The following is a 20,870-nucleotide window of genomic DNA, read 5'->3' as shown; positions in this document are numbered from 1 at the left end:
GCAAGCATGGGCTCAGTAGTTCGACTGGATCTGGACGCAGCTCTGCGTCTCGGTGTTGTACATCCCGCAGCCCAGCCCCGGCCAGTCGGACTCGAGCACCGCCGATTCCGCCAGGTAGTCGGTCCAGGCGTCGCCCGGCACCGGGTCGGTCTGGCTGATGATGTCGAACTGGCCGTCCGCGCGGATCTCGCCGATCAGCACCGGCTTGGTCAGGTGGTGGTTCGGCAGCATCTCGGCCACGCCCCCGGTCAGGTTCGGCACCTGGATGCCGTACATCGCCTCGCGCACCGCATCCACGTCGGTCGTGCCCGCAGCCTCGACCGCCTGCACCCACATGTTGAAGCCGATGTAATGGGCCTCCATCGGGTCGTTGGTCGGGCGGTTCTCGTCGCCGATGAAGGCGTGCCAGGCCTCGATGAAGGCCTCGTTCTCGGGCGTGTCCGCCGACATGAAGTAGTTCCACGCGGCCAGGTGGCCGGCCAGCGGCGCGGTGTCGAAGCCCGCCAGCTCCTCCTCACCGACCGAGAAGGCGACGACGGGGATGTCGTCGGCCGACACGCCCTGCGCGGCAAGCTCGGCGTAGAAGCCCACGTTGGCGTCGCCGTTGATCGTCGAGATCACGCCGACCTGCTGCCCGCCCTCGCCCAGCGCGACCACGTCGGCCACGATCGACGACCAGTCGGAATGGCCGAAGGGCGTGTAGTTGACGAAGATGTTCTCCTGCGGGATGCCCGCGTCGAGCAGGTACTGCTCGAGGATGCGGTTCGTCGTCCGCGGGTACACGTAGTCGGTGCCGAGCAGCGCGAAGACCTCGACGCCCAGCTCCTCCAGGTAGTAGTCCACCGCCGGGATCGCCTGCTGGTTCGGCGCGGCGCCGGTGTAGAACACGTTGCGCGAGCTTTCCTCGCCCTCGTACTGCACCGGGTAGAACATCAGCCCGTTCAGTTCCTCGATCACCGGCAGCACCGACTTGCGGCTGACGCTCGTCCAGCAGCCGAAGATCACGTCCACGTCATGCACCGTCAGAAGCTCGCGCGCGCGCTCGGCGAACAGCGGCCAGTCCGACGCGGGGTCGACGACCACCGGCACGATCTCCTGGCCCAGAAGGCCGCCGGCCGCGTTCTGCTGCTCGATCAGCATCAGCATCACGTCGCGCAGCGTGGTTTCCGAAATCGCCATGGTGCCGGTCAGCGAGTGCAGGATGCCGACTCGGATTTCCGCGCTCGCGGCATGTGCGGAAACGACGGACAAGGCACTGGCAAGGAGGAGTTTTTTCATCATTTCGTCCCAGGTTCTCAAGCAGGCATTTCGCTGCCGCAGCAAAGTGAACCCGGATTGACCCGCTGTTGTCTGCCGTTATTTTGGCGCCACCGTGGTGCGTTTTCTGCACCACCCCGGGACAGACGCCCATGCGCCACCTCAGGATCTACCGGGCCATTCGGCTCATCCAGCGCACCGGCTCGATCCGCAAGGCCGCGGAACTGCTGGCGGTTTCGCCCTCGGCGCTGAACCGGTCGGTGCAGGGCTTCGAGGAGGAGATGGGGCTGCCCGTCTTCGACCGGGTGCCGGGCGGCGTGCGCCTGACCGCGGCGGGCGAGCTGCTGCTCGACCTGATCGACCGCCACCTGACCGAGTTCGACGACTTCCGCGCCCAGCTGGTGAACCTGCGCGAGGGCCTCAGCGGCGTGCTGCGCCTGTCGCTGGGCTCGGACATCGGCGCGGGCACGCTGCTGGCCGCCGTGCGCGAGTTCGAGGAGGCGTTTCCCGGCGTCTCGGTCGAGATCGGCACCGCCGACAGCGCCCTGCCCCTGCACCGGCGCGAGGCCGACCTCGCGCTGCTGACCAACCCGGAAACCGACGACGCGCTCGAGGTGGTCCACGCCCAGCGCCTCGCGCTCGTCGCCTGGCAGGGCGCCCGCGCCGGGCCCGCCCCCGGCGGGCTCTGGGACCTGGTCGCCGGCCGCCTCCTGATGCCGCCCGAGGGCACCGGGTCGCGCGTCGCGATCAGCCACCTGTTGCGCCGGCACAGGCTGGCCGAGGGCACCGTCTCGGCCCTGCCCGCCGCGCAGCTGGCGCAGCAGCTCCCCGGCAGCCCGCGGGTCGCGCTCTTTCCCGAAACCGTGTTCGAGGCCGGGACCACGGCCCCCGCGCGCCTGCCCCTGCCCCTCGGCGACGTGCAACTCTGCGTCCTGCGCGCCGCGCGGGTGCCGATGATCCGCCCCGCGCAGGCGTTCCTGACGGTGCTCCAGCGCCGGCTGGACGAGGCGGTGGCGTAGACCGGGCCTTGGCCCGGCGGCCCGACGCTGCCGCCCCCGTGGACCGGCGCTCTGCCCGGCGACCCGACGCGGCCCCCCGTAGACCGGGCCTTGTCCCGGTGCCCTCTCCCGCACTTCGCGGCACCCCCGCAGTCAGCCGTGGGGCCACCGGGCCGGGGCCCGGTCTACGCCCGCACCGGCCCGGGAAACACCAACCCGTCCATCAGCTTGCGCGCGGTGCGCAGCGTGCCCGCCCCGGTGATCCGGCCCGCGGCGTCGCGCTCCAGCATCACCTCGGCCGCGCCCGTGGGGTGCTCCACCCGGAACAGCCCGTCCGGCGGCAGCACCGCCCGCCGCGCCGCCGGCCCCTCGGGCAGCACGCAGGCCGCGGCGACGCTGACCGCGGCAAAGACGCCGATGGTGGCGTGGCAGCGGTGCGGGATGAAGCTGCGGGTGGAAATCGCGCCGCCCGCCACCGGGGCGGACACCAGCGTCATCTTCGGCACGCTCTTCTCGGTCACGTCCCCGAGGTTCATCATCGGCCCGGCCTCCAGCCGGATCGCCTCGATCCGCGCCTTCAGGCCCGCGTCCCCGTCCAACACCTCGCGGCTCTCCTGCCCCGTGATCCTGAAATCGGCCGCGTCCATCACCACAATCGGCATCCCCATGTCGATCAGCGTGCAGGCGACGCCCCCGATCACGTCCACCGCGTTCCCGGTGGGCAGCATCGCGCCGCCCGTCATCGACCCCTCCAGCCCGGTGAACATCAGCGGCACGCCCGCATGGCGCCCGGGCACCCCGTCGATCCGCGCTGTGCCCTCGTAGCTGACCACGCCCCCCGGCGTGGCGACGCGGGCGACCGCCACCTCGCCCGTGTTCACCATGTGGATGCGCACCGGCGTCTCGCCGTCCCGCGCCGGCACCAGCCCGCGCTCGATGGCCGCCGGGCCCACGCCCGCCAGGATGTTGCCGCAGCCCTGCGCGTCACTGACCAGCGCCCGGTCGACGAAGACCTGCAGGAACAGGTAGTCCACATCCGCATCCGCCCGCCCCGAGGGCGACAGGATCGCGACCTTGGAGGTCAGCGGGTCCGCCCCCCCGATCCCGTCGATCTGGCGCGGGTCGGGGCTGCCCATGACCCGCAGGAGAAGGTCGTCGATCTCCGCCCTGTCGCCGGGCAGGTCGGCGGCCAGGAAATAGGCCCCCTTCGACGTGCCGCCCCGCATCCATAGGCAGGGGATGCCGCCGCTCACCTGCGCCCCCGCCGGTGTACCGGGTGTGTACAGGCTGTGTACGCCCTGTGCCCCGCCCGGTCAGACATACCTGAGCCCCTTCTCCGCCAGCCGCCCGCGCATGTCGTAGATGTCGAGGCCCAGCTCGCCCGCCGCCAGCCGCGCCCGCCGCGCCGCCTCGCCCGCGACCCGCTTTTCCGCCGCCGCCAGCACCGTCTCGGCATCCTCCCGGCGCACCACGCAGACGCCGTCGTCATCGGCCACGATCACGTCGCCCGGCGCCACCGCCGCACCGGCGCAGACCACCGGCACGTTCACCGACCCCAGCGTTTCCTTGACCGTGCCCTGCGCGCTGACCGCCGTGGACCAGACCAGAAACCCCATGTTTCTCAAGTCCCTGGTGTCCCGCACGCCCGCGTCGATCACCAGCGCCCGGCACCCCCGCGCCATCGCCGAGGTCGCCAGCAGGTCGCCGAAATAGCCCATGTCGCAGGGCGCCGTGGGCGCCAGCACCAGGATGTCGCCCTCCTGCAGCTGCTCGATGGCGACGTGGATCATCCAGTTGTCGCCCGGCGGCGCGCTGATCGTCACCGCACTTCCCGCGATGCCCTTGTCCATCTGGATCGGCCGCATCCGCGCGCCCATCAGCCCCGTGCGCCCCTGCGCCTCGTGCACCGTGGCGACGCCCGCTTGCCCAAGCTTTTCAATGACCTGCCTGTCCGCCCGCGGAATGTCCCGCACCACCACGCCCATGCGCCCGCCCTCCCGTTACAGCTCGTCCACCGTGCGCGGAAAGATCGACTGGAACCCCTCCGCGTACTTGCAGTCGCGCCCGCCCGACTGCCCGCCCGAGTTGCGCTTGAAGTGGTTGGCGCGCTGCTGGGCGACTCTTGTATAATAATCCCACAGGTGCACCTGCCCGTTCATGTGCTCCATCGCGGCGCGCTTCCTGTCCCAGACCGGCGTGATGTCGAGGAACACGTCCGGCTTCCACCCCATCTGCTCGGTCTGGTGCGGCTCGAACAGGTAGAGCTGCGGCGCGCCCAGCACCTTCTGCCCCGGGTTGTGCCCCCAGGCCTGCGCCACCATCCGCGCCTCCAGCGCGACCTGCGTCATGTACATGTGGTCGGTGTTGTAGGGGTCGTAGGCGCTGTGGCTCATCATCCAGGCCGGCTGCACCTCGCGGATCAGGTCGACAAGCCGGAACTTGTCCTCCCGCTCGAGGTGGAGGGGATAGTCGCCCAGGTCGAAGCACTCCAGCCGGTGCACCCCCAGCACCGCGGCCGCCGCCTCGGCCTCGGCCCGGCGGATCGCCTTGACCTCCTCCAGGCCCTTGCCCTCCTTCCACAGCTTCGCGCTCTCGCCGCGCTCGCCGAAGGACAGGCAGGCCACCGTCACCTCGTAGCCCATCTCGGCGTGCAGCGCGATCGCACCCCCCGCGCGCCAGACGAAATCGGCGGCGTGGGCGGAAATCACGAGGGCGGTCTTCGGGCTGGTCATGGGGGCTCCCCTCCGGTCGGTCCTGTGGCGGCCTTGTCGCACCCGCGCGCCGCGTCGGCAAATTCGAAGCCTGCCCCCCGGCATAAGGCAGGGCTATACTGCCCGCGCACCCGCCCGGGACGGCGGGCCGGAACAGGGCAGAGGACGGACGACCCCATGACAGACAACCCCTTGACGCATCTTGCCTTCATCGGCTTCGGCGAGGCCGCGACGGCCTTCCTGACGGGCTGGGACGAGGGCAGGCCCGCCCATGTCTCCGCCTATGACGTCAAGACCGACGCCGCCGCCGCGCGCGACGGGATGCAGGCGCGCTACGCCGCCCACGGCGTCACCGGGGCCGCGACACCCGCCGCGGCGGTGGCCGGTGCCCGGGCCGTGTTCAGCACCGTGACCGCCGACCAGGCGCTGGCCGCCGCCGAGGCCGCGGCGCCCGCCCTGTCCCGCGGCGCGCTCTGGTTCGACTGCAACTCCTGCGCGCCGGGCACCAAGGCCGCGGCGGCGAAATGCATCGAGGCGGCGGGCGGGCGCTACGTCGACGTGGCCGTGATGGCGCCGGTCTACCCCAAGCGCCACCACGTGCCGCTGCTGGTGTCGGGGCCGCACGCGGCCGAGGCCTGCGCGGTGCTGCGCGCGCTCGACATGCGGCCGACGCAGGCGGGCGACCGGATCGGGCAGGCGTCGTCGATCAAGATGCTGCGCTCGGTGATGATCAAGGGGCTGGAGGCGCTGACCGCCGAATGCTTCCTCGCCGCCCGGCGCGCCGGCGTCGAGGCCGAGGTGATCGCCTCGCTCGAGGCGTCGGACCCCGGCATCGACTGGCGCGGGCGCGGGGCCTACAACCTCGAGCGGATGATGGTCCACGGCACCCGCCGCGCCGCCGAGATGCAGGAGGTCGCCCGCACCGTGGCGGACCTCGGCCTGCCCGACGCGATGAGCCGTGGCTCGGCCCGGTGGCAGGCGGCCATCGCGGCCCTCGGCGCCGACCCCGGCGAGGACGAGCTGATCGCGCGGGCCGACCGCGTGCTCGCCCGGCTGTGATCCCGCGCAACCTCAGGCACCTGCGGGTGTTCCTGGCGGTGGCCGAGCTGCGCTCGCCGACGCGGGCCGCCGACCGCTGCGGGCTGTCGCAGCCCGCCGTCACCCAGGCGCTGGCCAAGCTGGAGCAGGCCGCGGGCGGCGCGCTGTTCGACCGGACGCCCGGGGGGTTTACCCTGACCCCGCGCGGCGCGGTGCTGGCCGCGCGCATCGCCCGGGCGATGGGCCGTCTCGACGCCGCGCTGGCCGAGCTGTCGCCCCGGCTGGCGGTGACGGCCAGCCACGCGCAGCTGCAGGCGCTGGCCGCCATGGCCGAGGCGCAGAACTACACGCTGGCCGCCCGCGCGCTCGGCCTCGCGCAGCCCACCGTCCACCGCGCGGTGCGCGACCTCGAGGCCGGGGCGGGCCGCGCCCTGTTCGAAAAGACCTCGCTCGGCGTGGTGCCCACCCGCGCCGGCCGCGGGCTGGCCCGCGCGGCGCAGCTGGCCTTTTCCGAGATCGCGCAGGCCGAGGCGGAGCTGGCCGAGATCGACGGGCGGGAGGCCGGCCGCATCGTCGTGGGCGCCCTGCCTTTGTCGCGCTCGGTGATCCTGCCCGAGGCGCTGGCATGGTTCCGCGCGCACCGCCCGCGCCAGCGGATCACCGTGATCGACGGGCCCTACGATGAGATGCTGGCGGGGCTGCGCCGCGGCGACATCGACCTGATCCTCGGCGCGCTGCGCGTGCCCCTGCCGATCGGCGACGTGGTGCAGGAGCCGCTGTTCGAGGACCGGCTGTCGGTGCTGGCGCGGCCGGGGCACGCGCTGGCGGGCGCGGGGCGCGTGTCGCTCGACCGGCTGGCGGGCTACGCATGGGCGGTCCCGCGCGAGGGCACGCCGTCGCGGGCGCAGTTCGACGCGCTGTTCGCGGCCCGCGGCCTGCCCCTGCCCGACAGCCTGGTGGAATGCGGCTCGATCCTGCTGATGCGGGAGCTCCTGGGGCGGAGCGACCTGCTCGGCTGCATCTCGGACCAGCAGGCGGCCGCCGAGGTCGACCGTGGCCTGCTGGTGCGGCTCGACACCGGGGTGGACTGGCCCGGCCGCGCCATCGGCATCACGCACCGGGCCGGCTGGCTGCCGACCGCCGCGCAGGCCGCGCTGGTGCGGGAAATCCGGGCCGTCGCGGCGCGCCTGACCGGGTGATCACGCGCCGCGGTCGAGAAAGGCCTGCGCCGCCTCGCGCGTCTCGAAGATATGCGGCGCCGCGCCCGCCAGCGTCTCGCCCAGCTTGAGCCGCATGAAGGCCGAGCCGGAGTAGCGCGTGACGGTGCGGTAGAACCGCGCCTCGAGGTCCGCGACCATCGCCGCGTAGTCCCGCGCCACCTCGTCATCCAGCCGGAAGCCGTCGTAGTTCACCACCACGTCCACCTTGTCGGGCAGCGGCGCGCAGACGGCCTCGACTTGCCGGCGGATCAGGTCCACGTCCTCGCGGCCGCGCACGCGCATCTTCTCGAAGTTGATGAAGAGGCGGCGGCGGTCGGCATCCAGCGCGATCCGGTCGGGCAGGTCGAGGTGCAGCAGCTCGCGCTTCAGGTCCATCGGCCCGGCGCGGAACAGGCGCGGGTCCATCTGCGCCACCTCTTCGACGATGGGGCGGAACCCCATCTGCCCGAGGATGTCGCGGTCAAGGTCCACCCCCGGCGCGACCTCGATCAGCTGGAGACCGTCGGCCCGCAGGCGGAACACGCAGCGTTCGGTGACGTAGAGCACCGGCCGCCCCAGCCGCGCGGCCCGGGCGCCGGAAAACGTCACCTGCTCCACCTCTGCCAGCAGCTTGCGCGACGCGCCCTCGGCCCGGATCGCCAGCGCCCCGTCCGCGACGGTCACGTCCAGCCCCTTGGCGGTGAAGGTGCCGGCAAAGACCAGCGCGCGGGCGTTCTGGCTGATGTTGATGAAGCCCCCCGCCCCGGCCAGCCGCGGGCCGAAGCGCGAGACGTTCACGTTGCCCGCCGCATCCGCCTGCGCCAGCCCGAGGCAGGCCATGTCGAGCCCGCCGCCGTCGTAGAAATCGAACTGCGCGTTCTGCGGCAGCACCGCGTCCACGTCCACCGCCGCGCCGAAGTCGAGGCCCGAGGCGGGCTGCCCGCCGATCACGCCGGGCTCGGCCGTCAGCGTGACGTGCTCCAAGAGCCCCTCCTCGGCGGCGACGGCGGCGACGCCCTCGGGCATCCCGATCCCGAGGTTGATGACCCCGTTCACCGGCAGCTCGAAGGCGCAGCGCCGGGCGATCACCTTGCGCTCGTCGAGCGGCATCGGCGCGATCTCCCCCGCGGGGGGGCGGATACGGTTGGTGAAGGCGTGGGAAAAGGCGGTGCGGTAGGTCTGCATGTGCAGCTCGGGCGGGGCGACCACCACAGCGTCGACAAGGATTCCGGGGATCTGCACCTCGCGGGCGGGCAGGCTGCGCCCGCGCGCCAGCCGCTCCACCTGCACGATCACGACGCCGCCCGCGTTCCTGACCGCCATCGCCTGCGCGAGGTTGTCGATCACCAGCGCCTCGCGCTCCATGGTGATGTTGCCGGCCTCGTCCGCCGTGGTGCCGCGCAGGAGCGCCACCGTCAGCCGCGGCGCGGGGTAGTAGAGCACCTCCTCGCCGTCGATCTCCATCAGCCGCACCTGCGGCTCGGTCGAGCGGGCGTTGATCGCGCCGCCGCCCTGCCGCGGGTCGACGAAGGTTTCCAGCCCCACCTTGGACAGCATCCCCGGCTTGCCGGCGGCGGCGTCGCGGAACAGCTGGCTGATGCAGCCCTGCGGGAGGTTCCAGCCCTCGATCTTGCCCTCGACGGCGAGCCGGGCGACGCGCGGGATCAGGCCCCAGTGCCCGCCGACGACGCGCCGCAGGAGCCCCTCGTGGCCGAGCCGGTTCAGCCCCTTCTCGCCGCCGTCCCCCTGCCCCGCGGCAAAGACCAGCGACAGGTCGCGGGGGTGGCCGGTGGCCAGGAACCGCGCCTCGACGGCGGCCAGCAGCGCGTCGGGCACGCCGATGCCGACGAAGCCCGAGGTGGTGACGGTATCCCCGTCCTGGATCAGCGCCGCCGCGTCGGCGGCCGAGACGGTTTTCCTGCGCATGGCTGTCTCTCCCCTTGCGGGCGGATGGTTCACCGCCGCCCCCGCCCTTGTCCAGCGGGGACCGGCGCCCGCGCGTTGTCGGCCATCAATGCGGGCCGGGGGCGCTTGGCCGATTCTCGGCCCAGGGGGGAGGCTCGTCCTCCCGCAGGGCCAGGGGTTTGCAGACCGGCGCAGCCGCGCGGTCGCAGCCCAGAGGAGGATGGACATGACCCACAGGATCACACGCGCAGCGATTTGCCTGCCGCTGGCGCTCGGCCTCGCCACCGAGGCCGGGGCCTTCACCGCCTGCCAGATCACCGACACCGGCGGGATCGACGACAACAGCTTCAACCAGACCGCCTGGCAGGGCGTGCTGGACGCGCAGGGGCAGCTGGGCATCGACGCCCGCTTCCTCGAATCCCAGGCCGAGACGGATTACGAGGCCAACATCACCTCGCTGCTCGGCGGCCAGTGCGACGTGATCTTCACCATCGGCTTCCTGCTCGGCGACGCCACGCAGGCCGCGGCGCTGGCCAACCCCGACCAGATGTTCTCGATCGTCGACTACGCCTACGACCCGGCGATCCCGAACGTGCTGGGGCAGGTCTATGCCACCGACGAGGCGGCCTTCCTCGCGGGCTACCTGGCGGCGGGGATGACCGAGACCGGCATCCTCGGCGTCTTCGGCGGCATCAACATCCCGCCGGTGACGATCTTCATGGACGGCTTCGCCTGGGGGGTGGACCACTACAACGGCGTCCACGGCACCAGTGTCACCGTGCTGGGCTGGGACCCCGACACCCGCGAGGGGCTGTTCACCAACAACTTCGATTCGCTCGATGACGGCCGCGCCTTCGCGCAGAACCTCTACGACGAGGGCGCCGACATCGTGCTGCCGGTGGCGGGGCCGGTGGGCCTCGGCTCGGCGGCGCTGGCGGCGGAGCTTGGCCCCGACGAGCTTATGATCATCGGCGTCGACGCCGACCTCTACCTGACCGACCCCGAGCGCGGGCAGGTCTACCTGACCTCGATCATGAAGCGCATGGATGCGACCGTGTTCCAGGTGATCGAGCAGGCCATTGCCGGCACCTTCGAGGGCGGCGTCATCGTCGGCACGCTCGAGAACGGCGGGGTGGACATCGCGCCCTTCCACGACTTCGAGGGGTCCGTTCCGGCCGCGCTGGCCGAGGAGCTGGCCACCGTGCGCGCGGGCATCATCGACGGCTCCATCGCCGTCGGGGGCATGTAGGCGCGGGCCCGCACCATGGACGTGGAGCTGAGGGGGATCACCAAGCGCTTCGGCCCGGTCATCGCCAACGAGGCCGTGGACCTCGTGGCGAAGGGCGGCGAGGTGCTGGGCCTCCTCGGCGAGAACGGGGCCGGGAAATCGACCCTGATGAACGTGCTGTGCGGGCTCTACCGCCCCGACGAGGGCGAGATCGTGATCGACGGCCGGACGGTCGCCTTCGCGGGCCCCGGCGACGCCATCGCGGCGGGGATCGGCATGGTGCACCAGCACTTCATGCTGGTCCCCGTCTTCACCGTGGCCGAGAACGTGGTGCTGGGGGTGGAGCCGGTGGCCGCGCTGAACCGGCTCGACCTTGCCGCCGCGCGGGCGAAGGTGCGCGAGATCGGCGAGACCTACGGCCTGACCGTCGACCCCGACGCCCGGATCGAGGACCTGCCGGTGGGCGTGCAGCAGCGGGTCGAGATCCTCAAGGTGCTGTTCCGGTCGGCCCGCGTCCTGATTTTCGACGAACCCACCGCCGTCCTGACCCCGCAGGAGGTGGAGGAGTTCTTCCAGATCGTCCGGGCGCTGCGGGATGACGGCAAGGCGATCATCTTCATCACCCACAAGCTGATGGAGATCCTCGAGATCGCCGACCGCGTGAGTGTGCTGCGCGCGGGCCGCATCGTCGGCGGCGGCGACCCCGGCGCGATGAGCCGGGCCGAGCTGGCCGAGATCATGGTCGGCCGGCCGGTCCGCTTCGAGGTGGAGCGGACCGCCTTCACCCCCGGCGCCCCGCGGCTGGAGGTGGCGGGGCTGACCGTGCTGCACGACACCGGCGAGGTGGCCGTCGACGGCGTCAGCCTGACGGTCCATGCCGGCGAGGTGCTGGGCATCGCGGGGGTGCAGGGCAACGGGCAGACCGCGCTGATCGAGGCGATCACGGGGCTCCGGCCCGCGGTCACGGGGCGCATCCTGTTCGACGGGCAGGACATCACCGATGCCAGCCCCCGCGCCCGGCACGCCATGGGCATGGCCCATATCCCCGAGGACCGGCAGCGCATGGGCCTCGTGACCGACTTCACCGTGGCCGAGAACATGGTGCTCGACAGCTACTATTCCGACCGCTTCTCCAACGGCCCCGCGATGGACTGGCGCGCGGTGAACCGCTGGGCGGCCGAGGCGGCCGAGGCCTTCGACGTGCGCACGCCCACCGTGTTCGCGCAGGCCGGGCACCTGTCGGGCGGCAACCAGCAGAAGCTGATCGTCGCGCGCGAGCTGATGCGGGACACCAAGCTGGTGATCGCGGCGCAGCCGACGCGCGGCCTCGACGTCGGCTCGATCGAATACATCCACGCCCGTCTGATGGCGGCGCGGGCCGAGGGCGACGGGGTGCTGATCATGTCCTCCGAGCTGGACGAGATCCTGTCGCTGGCCGACCGGATCGTGGTGATGTTCAAGGGCCGCATCGTGGCCGAGTTCGACGCGAGCGCCGCGCCGCCCGACAAGGCGGCGGTGGGCCTCGCCATGGCGGGGGCCGCGCCATGAGCGACCGGGGGGCGGTGGACAGCCTGCTGCAACGGGCCGCGCCGGGACGGGCGGAATTCGAGGATCTCGTGATCGTGCCGCTCTTCGCGGTGGCGGTCGCGCTGATCCTGGGCGCGCTGACCATGCTGGCGACGGGGGTGGACATGGCCACCATCGGGCGGTCCTACGTCGCGCTGCTGCAGGGGTCGGTGGGCTCGCTCGGCGCCCTGTCCGAGACGCTGACGGCCGCCGTGCCGCTGGTGCTGGCGGCGTTGGGCCTGGCGCTGGGGTTCCGCACCGGGCTTTTCAACATCGGGGCCGAGGGGCAGCTCCTGATGGGCGGGCTGGCCGCCGTGATCTTCGGCTTCAGCTTCCCGGGCCTGCCCTTCCCTGTCCTGATGCCGCTCTGCCTGCTTGCGGGCGCGCTGACCGGCGCGCTCTACGCCGCGATCGCGGGATACCTGCGCGCGGCGACGGGGGCGCACGAGGTGATTTCCACCATCATGCTCAACCTCATTTCCTACCGCCTGCTGGACTGGATGCTGAGCCTCGACTGGGTGCAGCGCGAGGGGCGGTCGGACCCGGTGTCGCGGTCCGTGCCGCCGAACGCCGAACTGCCCCGCCTGCTGGACTGGCTCGACCCCAACCTGCGGGTCCATGCCGGCATCTTCCTGATGCTGCTGGCGGTCTGGGCGGTGCACTGGCTCCTGTTCCGGTCCAAGCTCGGCTTCGAGTTCCGCGCCAGCGGCGCCAACCCCGACGCCGCGCGCTACGCGGGGATCAGGGCCTCGCTGGTGATCGTGCTGGCGATGGCGCTGGCGGGCGCGCTGGCGGGGCTGGCGGGCGCGAACCAGGTGCTGGGGGTGCTGGGCCGGGCGACCCCGGGCTTTTCCGCCGGCATCGGCTTCGACGCCATCGCGGTGGCGCTTCTGGGCCGGTCGCACCCGGTGGGCGTGCTGTTCGCCGGGCTCCTGTTCGGGGCGCTCGAGGCGGGCGGGCGGCAGATGCAGGTGGACGCGGGCGTCTCCATCGACCTGATCGGCATCATCCAGGCCCTCATCATCGTGTTCATCGCGGCGCCGCTCCTCGTGCGGGCGATCTTCCCCTGGGGCTTCCGCCGCCGCGACAAGGGGGGCGCGCGATGACGGCGATCGACCCGCGCGCGCCCGCCGTGGCCGACCTCGGCGCGCTCCGCCGCAAGCGGGGCACGGGCGCGGCGCTGATCGTGCTGGCGGGCGTCATCCTGCTCCTGTTCGGGGACGCCGCGGGCGACGCGACCTTCCGCCTGTCGCGCCCCCGCGACGCCTGGGTGCTGGGCGACCTGATCGTGCCCGCCCTGCCGGTCATCCAGATCGCCGCCGCGCTGACGGCCTTTCTCGGCGCGCGGCAGTTCCTGCGCGGCGGCGGGCGCTGGACGACCCTGTCGCTGGGCGTCGGGCTGGCGCTGTTCGTGATGGCCTTCCTGGTCTGGGCGACGGCGGGCAAGGCGTTCTCGCTGACCGGCATGTTGCAGGCCACCATGGTGCGCGCGGTGCCGATCGCGCTCGGGGGGCTGGCGGCCACGCTGTGCGAGCGGGTGGCGGTGGTGAACATCGCGGTCGAGGGGATGCTGCTTGCCGGCGCCTTCACGGGCGCGCTGATGGGCTCGGTGATCGGCGGCTGGGGGGGCCTCGTGTCGGCGGTGGCGGTCGGGGGGGTGTTCGGCTTCCTTTTGGCCGCGCTCGTCGTCACCTACCGGATGGACCAGATCATCGCAGGCGTGGTGATCAACCTCTTCGTCCTCGGGCTGACCAGCTACGTCTCGAGCCAGGTCTTTGCCGAGATGCGGCACCTGAACAACGCCCCCGTGTTCCGGTCGTGGAAGATCCCGGTGCTGGGCGACATCCCCGTGATCGGGCCGATGCTGTTCGACCAGAACATCTTCGTCTACGGCGCGCTGGTGATGGTCGCGGTGTCGACCTACTACCTGTTCCACACCGCCCACGGCCTGCGCGCCCGGGCGGTGGGCGAGCACCCGCGCGCCGCCGACACGCTGGGCATCGACGTCTACCGCACCCGCTACATCCACGTCACGCTGGGCGGCATGGTCGCGGGCTTCGGCGGGGCGTGGTTCACGCTGGGGTCGGTCGGCCGCTTCGACGAGAACATGACCGGCGGGCGCGGCTTCATCGGGCTGGCGGCGATGATCTTCGGGCGCTGGCACCCGGTGGGCGCGCTGATGGCGGCGCTGGTGTTCGGCTTCACCGATTCGTTGCAGCAGAAACTGGCGCTGTTGCAGACACCGATCCCGTCCGAGTTCCTGGCCATGGCCCCCTACATCGCCACCATCGTCGTGGTGGCGGGGCTGGTCGGCCGGGCCCGCCCGCCGGCGGCGGACGGCAAGCCCTACGTCAAGGACTAGAAGGGGAGGACCGGCATGGCAGGCAGACAGCCCGACGACGAGGCGATCCGCACCGCCGCCTATTACATCTGGATCGCGGAGGGCCGGCCGCAGGGCCGGGACGAGGCGCACTGGCACCGCGCCCGGGCCGCGCTGGGCACCGGGGCCGAGGCCCCGAAGCCGGCGCCGAAACCCGCCCGCGCCCCGCGCAAGCCGGCCGGCGGCCCGGCGCCGACCGCCAAGGGCCGCGGCACCGGCAAGGGCCGGAGCCCCGGGTAAGGCGGCCCCGCGGGCGTCAGGCGGTCCGCGGTCCGGCCACGGCGCCGCGGCCGCCCCACCAGTTCAGCGCCAGCAGGACAAGGATCAGCGCGGTGCCCGCCGCCTCGATCGTGAGGTCGGGCCAGAACACCGCGACCACGCCCGGCACCAGCAGCACGCGCTGCCAGAGCGGCATTGTGCGGAACAGGAACCCCTCCAGCGCGGCGGCGAAGCCCACCAGCGCGACGATGGCGATGAACCCGTTCCACAGAACCAGCGGCAGCGGCCCGCCGTAGATGATCGACTCGTTGTAGACCATGAACAGCGGGATCAGGTAGAGGCCCTTGGCGAACTTCCACGCCTGCAGGCTGGTCTCCATCGGTTTCGACCCGGCGATGGCGGCCCCCGCGAACCCCGCCAGCGCCACGGGCGGGGTGACGTTGCTGTCCTGCGAATACCAGAACACCACCAGGTGCGCGATCAGGAGCGGCACGCCGAATTCCTCGGTCAGGGCCGGGCCGACGAGGATGATCAGGACGATGTAGGCCGCCGTCACCGGCAGGCCCATGCCGAGGATCAGGCTGGCGATCAGCACCAGCACCAGCGCGAGGAACAGGTTGCCGCCCGAGAAGGCGATCATCATCGCCGAGAACTTGAGCCCCAGGCCCGTCAGGCCCACGACCCCCACGATGATTCCCGCCACCGCGCAGGCCATCGACACCGCGACCGCGTTGCGCGCGCCCAGTTCCAGCGCCTGCAGCGTCAGGGTCAGGCCCCGCCCGCACAGCGCGACGAAGCCCTCCCAGCTGGGCCGGTCCGACAGGAACACCCACAGCGCCTTGGCCGAGGCCGCCGCGATGACCGAGACGATGGCGTAGAAACCCACCCGCATCGGCGAATAGCCCGCCACCAGCAGCCAGGTCAGCGCCACCAGCGGCAGCAGGAAATGCCAGCCCTCGGCCAGCACCTTTCGCACGCTGGGCAGCTCGTCGGCGCTCATGCCGGTCATGCCCTGCTTGACGGCGGCGATGTGCACCAGGAGGTAGACCGCCCCGAAATAGAGGAAGGCCGGGAAGATCGAGACCAGCACGATCTCGGAATAGGGGACGCGGGTGAATTCCGACATCAGGAACGCCCCCGCCCCCATCAGCGGCGGCATGATCTGCCCGCCGGTCGAGGCCGCGGCCTCGATGCCGCCCGCCTGCGCGGGCCGGTAGCCGAGCTTCTTCATCAGCGGGATGGTGAAGGCGCCCGTCGTCACCACGTTGGCGATGGCCGAGCCCGAGATCGACCCCATGCCGGCCGACGCGATCACCGCCGCCTTGGCCGGGCCGCCGCGCTGCTTGCCGGTGGCGGCATAGGCGAGGTCGATGAAGAACTTGCCCGCGCCCGTCACCTCGAGGAAGGCGCCGAACAGGACGAAGACGAAGATGAAGGTCGCGGCCACGCCCAGCGGCAGGCCGAAGATGCCCTCGGCCCCCAGCGTCATCTGGCTGGCCACGCGTTCCAGCGAATAGCCGCGGTGGTTCAGGATGCCGGGCATCCAGTCGGCGAGGAAGGGCAGCTCGCCCCGGCTGCCGGCGAAGGCATAGGCGAGGAACACCGCGCCGATGATGGTCATGCCCAGGCCCACGGCCCGGCGCGCGGCCTCGAGCACCACGACGATGGTCAGGATGCCGACGATGACGTCGATGTCGCGCGGAAAGATCTGGTTGGCGATGATGTCGATGTTGATCGGCACCCAGGCGCCGACCAGCACGCCGCCCGCGATCAGCGTGCCGTCGATGGCCCAGCCGAGCGGGCCGCGGCGCCGCGCGGGGCCCCAGACCGGGTAGATCAGGAAGCACAGGACGAGGATGAACCCGAGGTGGATCGGCCGCTGGAAGAACAGGCCGAGCGGCTGCAGGCCCGCGGCGTAGAGCTGGAACAGCGACAGCAGGATGCCGATGACGGCGATCGCGCGCAGCACGAAGCGGGGCTGGACGGGCTCCTGCGGCAGGTGGGTGTCGGTGACCATCAGTTCTCGTCCCTTGTGATCAGTGCGATCCGCACGCGCTCGCGCGGGGCCGCGGCCGACAGCGACACGATGGTGTCGCCGACCTGCAGCCGGTGGTCGACGGGCCCCGCCCCGGGGCGCAGCACATAGGCGTCACCCGGAACCGGCTCGTCGATGTCGAGGATCCAGTAGCCCCCCTGCCCGTCCGACACCTGCCGCCCGCGACCCGGGATATGCCCGAGCCCGGCGGCGAAGTCGGGCTGGCGCGAGCGCACCAGCACCATGTGCCCGCCGCGGTTCTCGTAGCAGTCCGTCACCGGGAAGCCCTGCACCGAATGGTTCCACAGGATGCACCAGCCCGCCCCCTCGGGGACGGTCAGGCGGGCGATCTCGGTGCCGTCCTCGCGGGTGGCCACAAGCTCACCGGCGTGGGCGGCGCCGAGGGCGGCGAGCAGGAGGAGGGCGGCAAGCCCCCCTCCCGACCTGGCCGTCACGGACGCAGGTCGTCCGGGATCGCGGCGCCGATTTCCTCGTAGTAGCGGATCGCGCCGGGGTGCAGCGGGACGGGCGTGGCCGACATGGTGAACTCGACCGTGGTCTCGTTCGCCGCCGGGTGGACCGCCTGCAGGTCGGCGATGTTCTCGAACATCGCGCGGGTGATCGCGTAGGCGAGATCGTCCGACATCTCGGACGACACGACCAGCACGTTCGGGATGCCGAGCACGGTGATGTCGGCGTCGACGCCGGTGTAGGTACCGCCGGCCAGCGTGGTCACGGCAAAGGTCGCGTCGGCGGCCTGGGCGGCGGCCAGCTCTTCCTCGGTCAGCTGGATGATGACGATGTCGTTGGTCGTCGACAGGTTCAGGATCGACGAGGTCGGCGCGCCCACGGACCAGAAGCCCGCGTCGATGTCGCCGTTGGCCAGCGCGTCGGCGGTCTCGTTGAAGTTCAGGCGCTGTTCGTCGATGTCGTCATAGCTGATGCCGTTGGCCTGCAGGATGGCGTCGGCGTTGACCTCGGTGCCCGAGCCCGGCGCGCCGACCGACACGCGGCGGCCGACGAGGTCCTGCAGCGAGGTGATGCCGCTGCTTTCCAGCGCGACGATCTGGACCATGTTGGCGTACATTGAGGCGAGGCCGCGCACCATCGGCAGCTGCTGGCCCTCGAAGCGGCCGGTGCCACTGTAGGCCTGCGCCACGGTGTCGGCCAGCGCGATGGCGAGATCGGCGTCGCCGGTGGCGATCAGGCCCATGTTCTCGACCGAGGCGCCCGTCACCTCGGCGGTGGCCGAGTAGCCGTCGACATTGGCGTTGATGATCTCGGCGAGACCGCCGCCCATCGGGTAGTAGACGCCGCCGGTGCCGCCGGTGGCGATCGACAGCTGTTCCTGCGCCACGGCCGGAACCGCGAGGGCGACGAGGGTGCTGGCCGCGAGGGCCTGGACGAGTTTCATGATCATTTTCCTCCCTGATCACATTTTGTTGTGGGGTCGATTTACGGAATTCTTCGGCGCGCGCCAACCCCGCTCTGGCGCGATACACGGCAGGGTTGTGCGATGCCCGCGATTTGTGCAGCCGCAAGGGTCAGGCGGCGCGCAGCCCCAGCAGCGCGCGGGCCTCGGCCGGGGTGGCCACGGGGCGGTCGTGGCGGGCGCACAGATCCGCCACCCGGCGCACCAGCGCGGCGTTCGACGGCGCCAGACGGTCGCGGTCGAGGCGCACGTTGTCCTCGAGCCCGGTCCGGCAGTGCCCGCCGGCGGCCACGCACCATTCGTTCACCTCGATCTGGTGCCGCCCGATCCCCGCCGCGCACCACAGCGCGTCGGGCGCGAGCCGCCGCAGCGTCTGCACGAAGAAGTCGAAGGACGGCCTGTCGGCCGGCATCGCGTTCTTCACCCCCATCACGAACTGGACGTAGAGCGGCCCCTTGAGCCGCCCGTCGGCGGCCATCTTCGCGGCCTGGAAGATGTGGCTCAGGTCGAAGGCCTCGATCTCGGGCTTCACGTCATGGGCCAGCATCTCGGCGGCCAGCCAGTCCACCAGATCCGGCGGGTTCTCGTAGACGCGGGTCGGGAAGTTGTTCGACCCCACGGTCAGCGACGCCATGTCGGGCCGCAAGGGCAGCATCCCCCCGCGCTCGCGCCCCGCCCCCGACCGGCCCCCGGTCGAGAACTGGAGGATCATGCCGGGGCAGTGTTTTTCCAGCCCCTCCTTCAGCCGGGCGAAGCGCTCGGGGTCGGAGGTGGGGGTCTCGTCCTCCATCCGCACATGGGCGTGGACGATCGAAGCGCCGGCCTCGAAGGCCGCGTGGGTGCTTTCCACCTGTTCGGCGATGGAGATGGGCACCGCCGGGTTGTCCGCCTTGCGCGGGACCGATCCGGTGATGGCGACGCAGATGATGCACGGGTTCGTCATGGTCCTCCCCTCCCCTCGAAACCGGGTCCGGTGTCGCGCCAACGGGGGGCGGGGTCAAGACGGGCCGAGGGTCTCCATCCGCGCCAGCACGTCCACGCCTTGCGTCCGCAGCATGTGCAGGAGGTCGATGAACACCCAGTTCTCGGCAAGCTTGCCGCCCTGCCGCCGGTAGATGTCGACGACGCGGAACTCGGCCTTCGTCCCGGTCGCGGGCAGGCCCATGAAGCCGCCCGTGGGCACGGCGGTGAAGTTCGGCCAGCCGAAGAAGCCGCCGTAGTGCCCCTCGGCCAGCCGGGCGATGTGCCCCGTGCCCGTCCGCTCGCGGAAGCCGGCGCGGAAGGGGCCGGAATGCTGTTTCGCGTAGCGGGGGATGGTGTAGGTCGCGCCGATGCCGGCGGGGCCCCACCACAGCATGTCCTCGTGCCAGGTGCGGCGCAGCTCCTCCTCCAGCGGCAGGCCCAGCTGCCAGGTGCCGAGGTCGGAGATCATGGCGTTGATCGCGGCCAGCGTCGCCTCGCCCTCGGCCACGGGCTGCGGGCCGTGGAGAAGGCCGTCATGGGTCAGCGGCCCGGGCTGGACCAGCGCGGCGCCCGTCTGGGGGCCGAAGGGGTTCTGCCCCGCCTGCTGCATCAGGTGGGGGATGTCGCAGAACTGCGCGGTTTCCACGATGCGGCCGCCCTCGACCCGGTGGAACTCGGCATAGCGCAGCATGGCCAGCCGGCCCGTCGGCCGGATGCCCAGCCAGGGCGCGTCGAACAGGCCCATCAGGTGCCCCATCGACACCACCCAGACCGAGCGGAACCCGTCGATCTGATTCAGCCCGGCGAAGAAGATGTCCTCGCGCCGCTGCATCGACGTCAGGGCGGTCTTGAGCGGCGTCCAGAAGGCAGCGGCCACCGCCTCCTCGCCCTTGTGCTCGTAGATCGGGCACATGCCGCGCCAGTGCCAGCCGGGCGCGGTGTGGGCGGCGAGCGCGGCGGCCATGCCGTCGGGCGCGGCCGCGGCGATGGCGGCGTGGTGCGCCCGCACCACCGCCTTTTCCGCCTGGAACTCGGTCATGTCGGTCCCCATGGGATGTCGGATCAGCCCTTCACGGCCCCCGCCGTCAGACCTGACACGATCTGGCGCTGGAAGAACAGGATCAGCACGAACAAGGGCGCGGTGGCAGAGACCACGGCGGCGACGGCGAACATCACGTTGCCCTCCTGCTGCACCGACCCGAGGAAGGATGCGATGCGCGGCACCATGGTCTGGTTCTCCGAGGACAGGAGCATCGCCGTCACCGCGAAGTCGTTGTAGGCAAGCAGGAAGCTGAACAGCCCCGTGGTGATGACCCCCGGCCACATCACCGGCATGATGACATGCCGGAACGCCTGGAACCGCGTGCAGCCGTCGACCATGGCGCTTTCGTCCAGGTCCTTGGGGATGTTCAGAAAGAAGCTGTGCAGCATCCACAGCGTGAAGGGCTGGTTGATGGCGACCAGCACGATGATCGCGGTCGGCAGGTGGCCCCAGAGGTTCCACTCGAAGAACGGCAAGAGGTAGCCCGACACCAGCGTGATGTGCGGCATCGCCCGGAACACCAGCGCGATCATCAGGAGCCAGAAGGCATAGCGGAACCCCGACCGCGCCAGCGCGTAGCCACCAAGGGTGCCCAGCGTGAGCGAGATCACCACCGTGCAGACCACCACGATCCCGGTGTTCACGACGTTGCGCCAGAACCCGCTTTCGACCCAGGCGCCCCAGTAGCCCTGCCCGGTGAAGGCGCCGCCCGTCTGCTCCTGCGTCAGGGGCCCGGTCAGCGCGTTCATCCAGTCGGAGCGGGAGAAGAAATCGCCCTGCACCTTGAACGACCCCCAGAGCGTCCAGAGGAAGGGGAAGGCCGCCAGGATCACCCAGAGCGCCACCAGCGCGGTGGAGATCACGACAAGGGCGGTGGAGCGGCGGGACGCGCCCATG

Annotated in this window: 19 protein-coding genes; 8 read left to right on the top strand and 11 right to left on the bottom strand. The window is 71.6% G+C overall.

The features are described 5' to 3' along the window. Positions 1–12: 12 nt before the first annotated feature. The gene (gene urtA / locus HCU73_RS03990) at positions 13–1,281 is read right to left on the bottom strand and encodes an urea ABC transporter substrate-binding protein (RefSeq protein ID WP_239025430.1); all 1,269 of its coding nucleotides are present in this window, start codon (positions 1,279–1,281) and stop codon (positions 13–15) included. A 128-nt stretch (positions 1,282–1,409) separates the two neighbouring features. Between urtA and HCU73_RS03985 the strand changes: the two genes are divergently transcribed. After that, a complete protein-coding gene (locus HCU73_RS03985) occupies positions 1,410–2,276 on the top strand; it encodes a LysR family transcriptional regulator (RefSeq protein ID WP_168622088.1) in 867 nt (288 codons plus the stop codon). Between the two features lie 164 nt (positions 2,277–2,440). Here HCU73_RS03985 and HCU73_RS03980 read toward each other — a convergent pair whose 3' ends face one another. From HCU73_RS03980 to HCU73_RS03970, 3 genes are read right to left on the bottom strand one after another with little or no spacing between them, the layout of a single operon-like run. Beyond that, positions 2,441–3,508: a 4-oxalomesaconate tautomerase gene (locus HCU73_RS03980; protein ID WP_338051971.1), complete on the bottom strand. Its 1,068-nt coding sequence runs from the start codon at positions 3,506–3,508 to the stop codon at positions 2,441–2,443. 60 nt (positions 3,509–3,568) lie between these two features. After that, the gene (locus HCU73_RS03975; RefSeq protein WP_168622087.1) at positions 3,569–4,240 is read right to left on the bottom strand and encodes a 4-carboxy-4-hydroxy-2-oxoadipate aldolase/oxaloacetate decarboxylase; all 672 of its coding nucleotides are present in this window, start codon (positions 4,238–4,240) and stop codon (positions 3,569–3,571) included. A gap of 15 nt (positions 4,241–4,255) precedes the next feature. Continuing rightward, a complete protein-coding gene (locus HCU73_RS03970; protein WP_168622086.1) occupies positions 4,256–4,987 on the bottom strand; it encodes a PIG-L deacetylase family protein in 732 nt (243 codons plus the stop codon). A 156-nt stretch (positions 4,988–5,143) separates the two neighbouring features. Between HCU73_RS03970 and HCU73_RS03965 the strand changes: the two genes are divergently transcribed. Further along, positions 5,144–6,025: a DUF1932 domain-containing protein gene (locus HCU73_RS03965; protein ID WP_210730463.1), complete on the top strand. Its 882-nt coding sequence runs from the start codon at positions 5,144–5,146 to the stop codon at positions 6,023–6,025. Next, positions 6,022–7,203 carry a LysR family transcriptional regulator gene (locus tag HCU73_RS03960; protein WP_168622085.1) on the top strand — a complete coding sequence of 394 codons (1,182 nt, stop codon included), beginning with the start codon at positions 6,022–6,024 and terminating at the stop codon, positions 7,201–7,203. Before HCU73_RS03965 ends, HCU73_RS03960 begins: the two co-directional genes overlap by 4 nt. Here the strand turns inward: HCU73_RS03960 and HCU73_RS03955 are convergent, their stop codons facing one another. Next, on the bottom strand, positions 7,204–9,129 hold the full coding sequence (locus HCU73_RS03955; RefSeq protein ID WP_168622084.1) for an acyl CoA:acetate/3-ketoacid CoA transferase: 1,926 nt from the start codon (positions 9,127–9,129) through the stop codon (positions 7,204–7,206). 205 nt (positions 9,130–9,334) lie between these two features. Here HCU73_RS03955 and HCU73_RS03950 point away from each other — a divergent pair, with 205 nt between their 5' ends. The 5 genes from HCU73_RS03950 to HCU73_RS03930 are packed head-to-tail and all read left to right on the top strand — an operon-like array spanning position 9,335 to position 14,522. Further along, the gene (locus HCU73_RS03950) at positions 9,335–10,357 is read left to right on the top strand and encodes a BMP family lipoprotein (protein WP_239025429.1); all 1,023 of its coding nucleotides are present in this window, start codon (positions 9,335–9,337) and stop codon (positions 10,355–10,357) included. A 15-nt stretch (positions 10,358–10,372) separates the two neighbouring features. Continuing rightward, complete coding sequence (locus HCU73_RS03945) at positions 10,373–11,884, top strand: ABC transporter ATP-binding protein (RefSeq protein WP_168622082.1); 1,512 nt, start codon at positions 10,373–10,375, stop codon at positions 11,882–11,884. Continuing rightward, positions 11,881–13,008, top strand: coding sequence for an ABC transporter permease (locus HCU73_RS03940; RefSeq protein ID WP_168622081.1), 1,128 nt, complete (start codon positions 11,881–11,883; stop codon positions 13,006–13,008). Before HCU73_RS03945 ends, HCU73_RS03940 begins: the two co-directional genes overlap by 4 nt. Then, on the top strand, positions 13,005–14,264 hold the full coding sequence (locus tag HCU73_RS03935; RefSeq protein WP_168622080.1) for an ABC transporter permease: 1,260 nt from the start codon (positions 13,005–13,007) through the stop codon (positions 14,262–14,264). The genes HCU73_RS03940 and HCU73_RS03935 overlap by 4 nt, the downstream gene beginning before the upstream one ends. A 15-nt stretch (positions 14,265–14,279) precedes the next feature. After that, positions 14,280–14,522 carry a DUF2934 domain-containing protein gene (locus HCU73_RS03930; protein ID WP_168622079.1) on the top strand — a complete coding sequence of 81 codons (243 nt, stop codon included), beginning with the start codon at positions 14,280–14,282 and terminating at the stop codon, positions 14,520–14,522. A 16-nt stretch (positions 14,523–14,538) separates the two neighbouring features. Here the strand turns inward: HCU73_RS03930 and HCU73_RS03925 are convergent, their stop codons facing one another. The 6 genes from HCU73_RS03925 to HCU73_RS03900 all read right to left on the bottom strand — a co-directional run bounded on the left by HCU73_RS03925 (position 14,539) and on the right by HCU73_RS03900 (position 20,869). Continuing rightward, on the bottom strand, positions 14,539–16,518 hold the full coding sequence (locus HCU73_RS03925) for a TRAP transporter permease (RefSeq protein ID WP_168622078.1): 1,980 nt from the start codon (positions 16,516–16,518) through the stop codon (positions 14,539–14,541). After that, complete coding sequence (locus tag HCU73_RS03920) at positions 16,518–16,991, bottom strand: DUF1850 domain-containing protein (RefSeq protein WP_338051970.1); 474 nt, start codon at positions 16,989–16,991, stop codon at positions 16,518–16,520. Before HCU73_RS03920 ends, HCU73_RS03925 begins: the two co-directional genes overlap by 1 nt. After that, positions 16,988–17,950, bottom strand: coding sequence for a TAXI family TRAP transporter solute-binding subunit (locus HCU73_RS03915; protein ID WP_168622077.1), 963 nt, complete (start codon positions 17,948–17,950; stop codon positions 16,988–16,990). The genes HCU73_RS03920 and HCU73_RS03915 overlap by 4 nt, the downstream gene beginning before the upstream one ends. A 130-nt stretch (positions 17,951–18,080) precedes the next feature. Continuing rightward, positions 18,081–18,911, bottom strand: coding sequence for a 3-oxoadipate:acetyl-CoA acetyltransferase (locus HCU73_RS03910; protein WP_168622076.1), 831 nt, complete (start codon positions 18,909–18,911; stop codon positions 18,081–18,083). A gap of 54 nt (positions 18,912–18,965) precedes the next feature. Continuing rightward, positions 18,966–19,970 carry an ester cyclase gene (locus HCU73_RS03905; protein WP_168622075.1) on the bottom strand — a complete coding sequence of 335 codons (1,005 nt, stop codon included), beginning with the start codon at positions 19,968–19,970 and terminating at the stop codon, positions 18,966–18,968. A gap of 23 nt (positions 19,971–19,993) precedes the next feature. Then, positions 19,994–20,869 (bottom strand): carbohydrate ABC transporter permease, encoded by an 876-nt coding sequence (locus HCU73_RS03900; protein WP_168622074.1) that lies wholly within the window; start codon positions 20,867–20,869, stop codon positions 19,994–19,996. Position 20,870 lies beyond the last annotated feature (1 nt).

Origin of the sequence: Roseicyclus persicicus (assembly GCF_012395815.1) — a bacterium.
GTDB classification, from domain to species: Bacteria; Pseudomonadota; Alphaproteobacteria; order Rhodobacterales; family Rhodobacteraceae; genus Roseicyclus; species Roseicyclus persicicus.
Note: the sequence above shows the minus strand (reverse complement) of the source record. Positions and strands in the feature narration are given on the sequence as shown.

What these genes read in the sequence shown, in the direction of transcription:
- HCU73_RS03930 (WP_168622079.1), top strand. Translation starts at nt 14,280, where the DNA reads ATGGCAGGCAGACAGCCCGACGACGAGGCGATCCGCACCGCCGCCTAT.
- HCU73_RS03940 (WP_168622081.1), top strand. Translation starts at nt 11,881, where the DNA reads ATGAGCGACCGGGGGGCGGTGGACAGCCTGCTGCAACGGGCCGCGCCG.
- HCU73_RS03965 (WP_210730463.1), top strand. Translation starts at nt 5,144, where the DNA reads ATGACAGACAACCCCTTGACGCATCTTGCCTTCATCGGCTTCGGCGAG.
- HCU73_RS03945 (WP_168622082.1), top strand. Translation starts at nt 10,373, where the DNA reads ATGGACGTGGAGCTGAGGGGGATCACCAAGCGCTTCGGCCCGGTCATC.
- HCU73_RS03900 (WP_168622074.1), bottom strand. Translation starts at nt 20,869, where the DNA reads ATGGGCGCGTCCCGCCGCTCCACCGCCCTTGTCGTGATCTCCACCGCG.
- HCU73_RS03925 (WP_168622078.1), bottom strand. Translation starts at nt 16,518, where the DNA reads ATGGTCACCGACACCCACCTGCCGCAGGAGCCCGTCCAGCCCCGCTTC.
- HCU73_RS03975 (WP_168622087.1), bottom strand. Translation starts at nt 4,240, where the DNA reads ATGGGCGTGGTGGTGCGGGACATTCCGCGGGCGGACAGGCAGGTCATT.
- HCU73_RS03955 (WP_168622084.1), bottom strand. Translation starts at nt 9,129, where the DNA reads ATGCGCAGGAAAACCGTCTCGGCCGCCGACGCGGCGGCGCTGATCCAG.
- HCU73_RS03910 (WP_168622076.1), bottom strand. Translation starts at nt 18,911, where the DNA reads ATGACGAACCCGTGCATCATCTGCGTCGCCATCACCGGATCGGTCCCG.
- HCU73_RS03905 (WP_168622075.1), bottom strand. Translation starts at nt 19,970, where the DNA reads ATGACCGAGTTCCAGGCGGAAAAGGCGGTGGTGCGGGCGCACCACGCC.
- HCU73_RS03950 (WP_239025429.1), top strand. Translation starts at nt 9,335, where the DNA reads ATGACCCACAGGATCACACGCGCAGCGATTTGCCTGCCGCTGGCGCTC.
- HCU73_RS03985 (WP_168622088.1), top strand. Translation starts at nt 1,410, where the DNA reads ATGCGCCACCTCAGGATCTACCGGGCCATTCGGCTCATCCAGCGCACC.
- HCU73_RS03935 (WP_168622080.1), top strand. Translation starts at nt 13,005, where the DNA reads ATGACGGCGATCGACCCGCGCGCGCCCGCCGTGGCCGACCTCGGCGCG.
- HCU73_RS03970 (WP_168622086.1), bottom strand. Translation starts at nt 4,987, where the DNA reads ATGACCAGCCCGAAGACCGCCCTCGTGATTTCCGCCCACGCCGCCGAT.
- HCU73_RS03915 (WP_168622077.1), bottom strand. Translation starts at nt 17,950, where the DNA reads ATGAAACTCGTCCAGGCCCTCGCGGCCAGCACCCTCGTCGCCCTCGCG.
- urtA (WP_239025430.1), bottom strand. Translation starts at nt 1,281, where the DNA reads ATGATGAAAAAACTCCTCCTTGCCAGTGCCTTGTCCGTCGTTTCCGCA.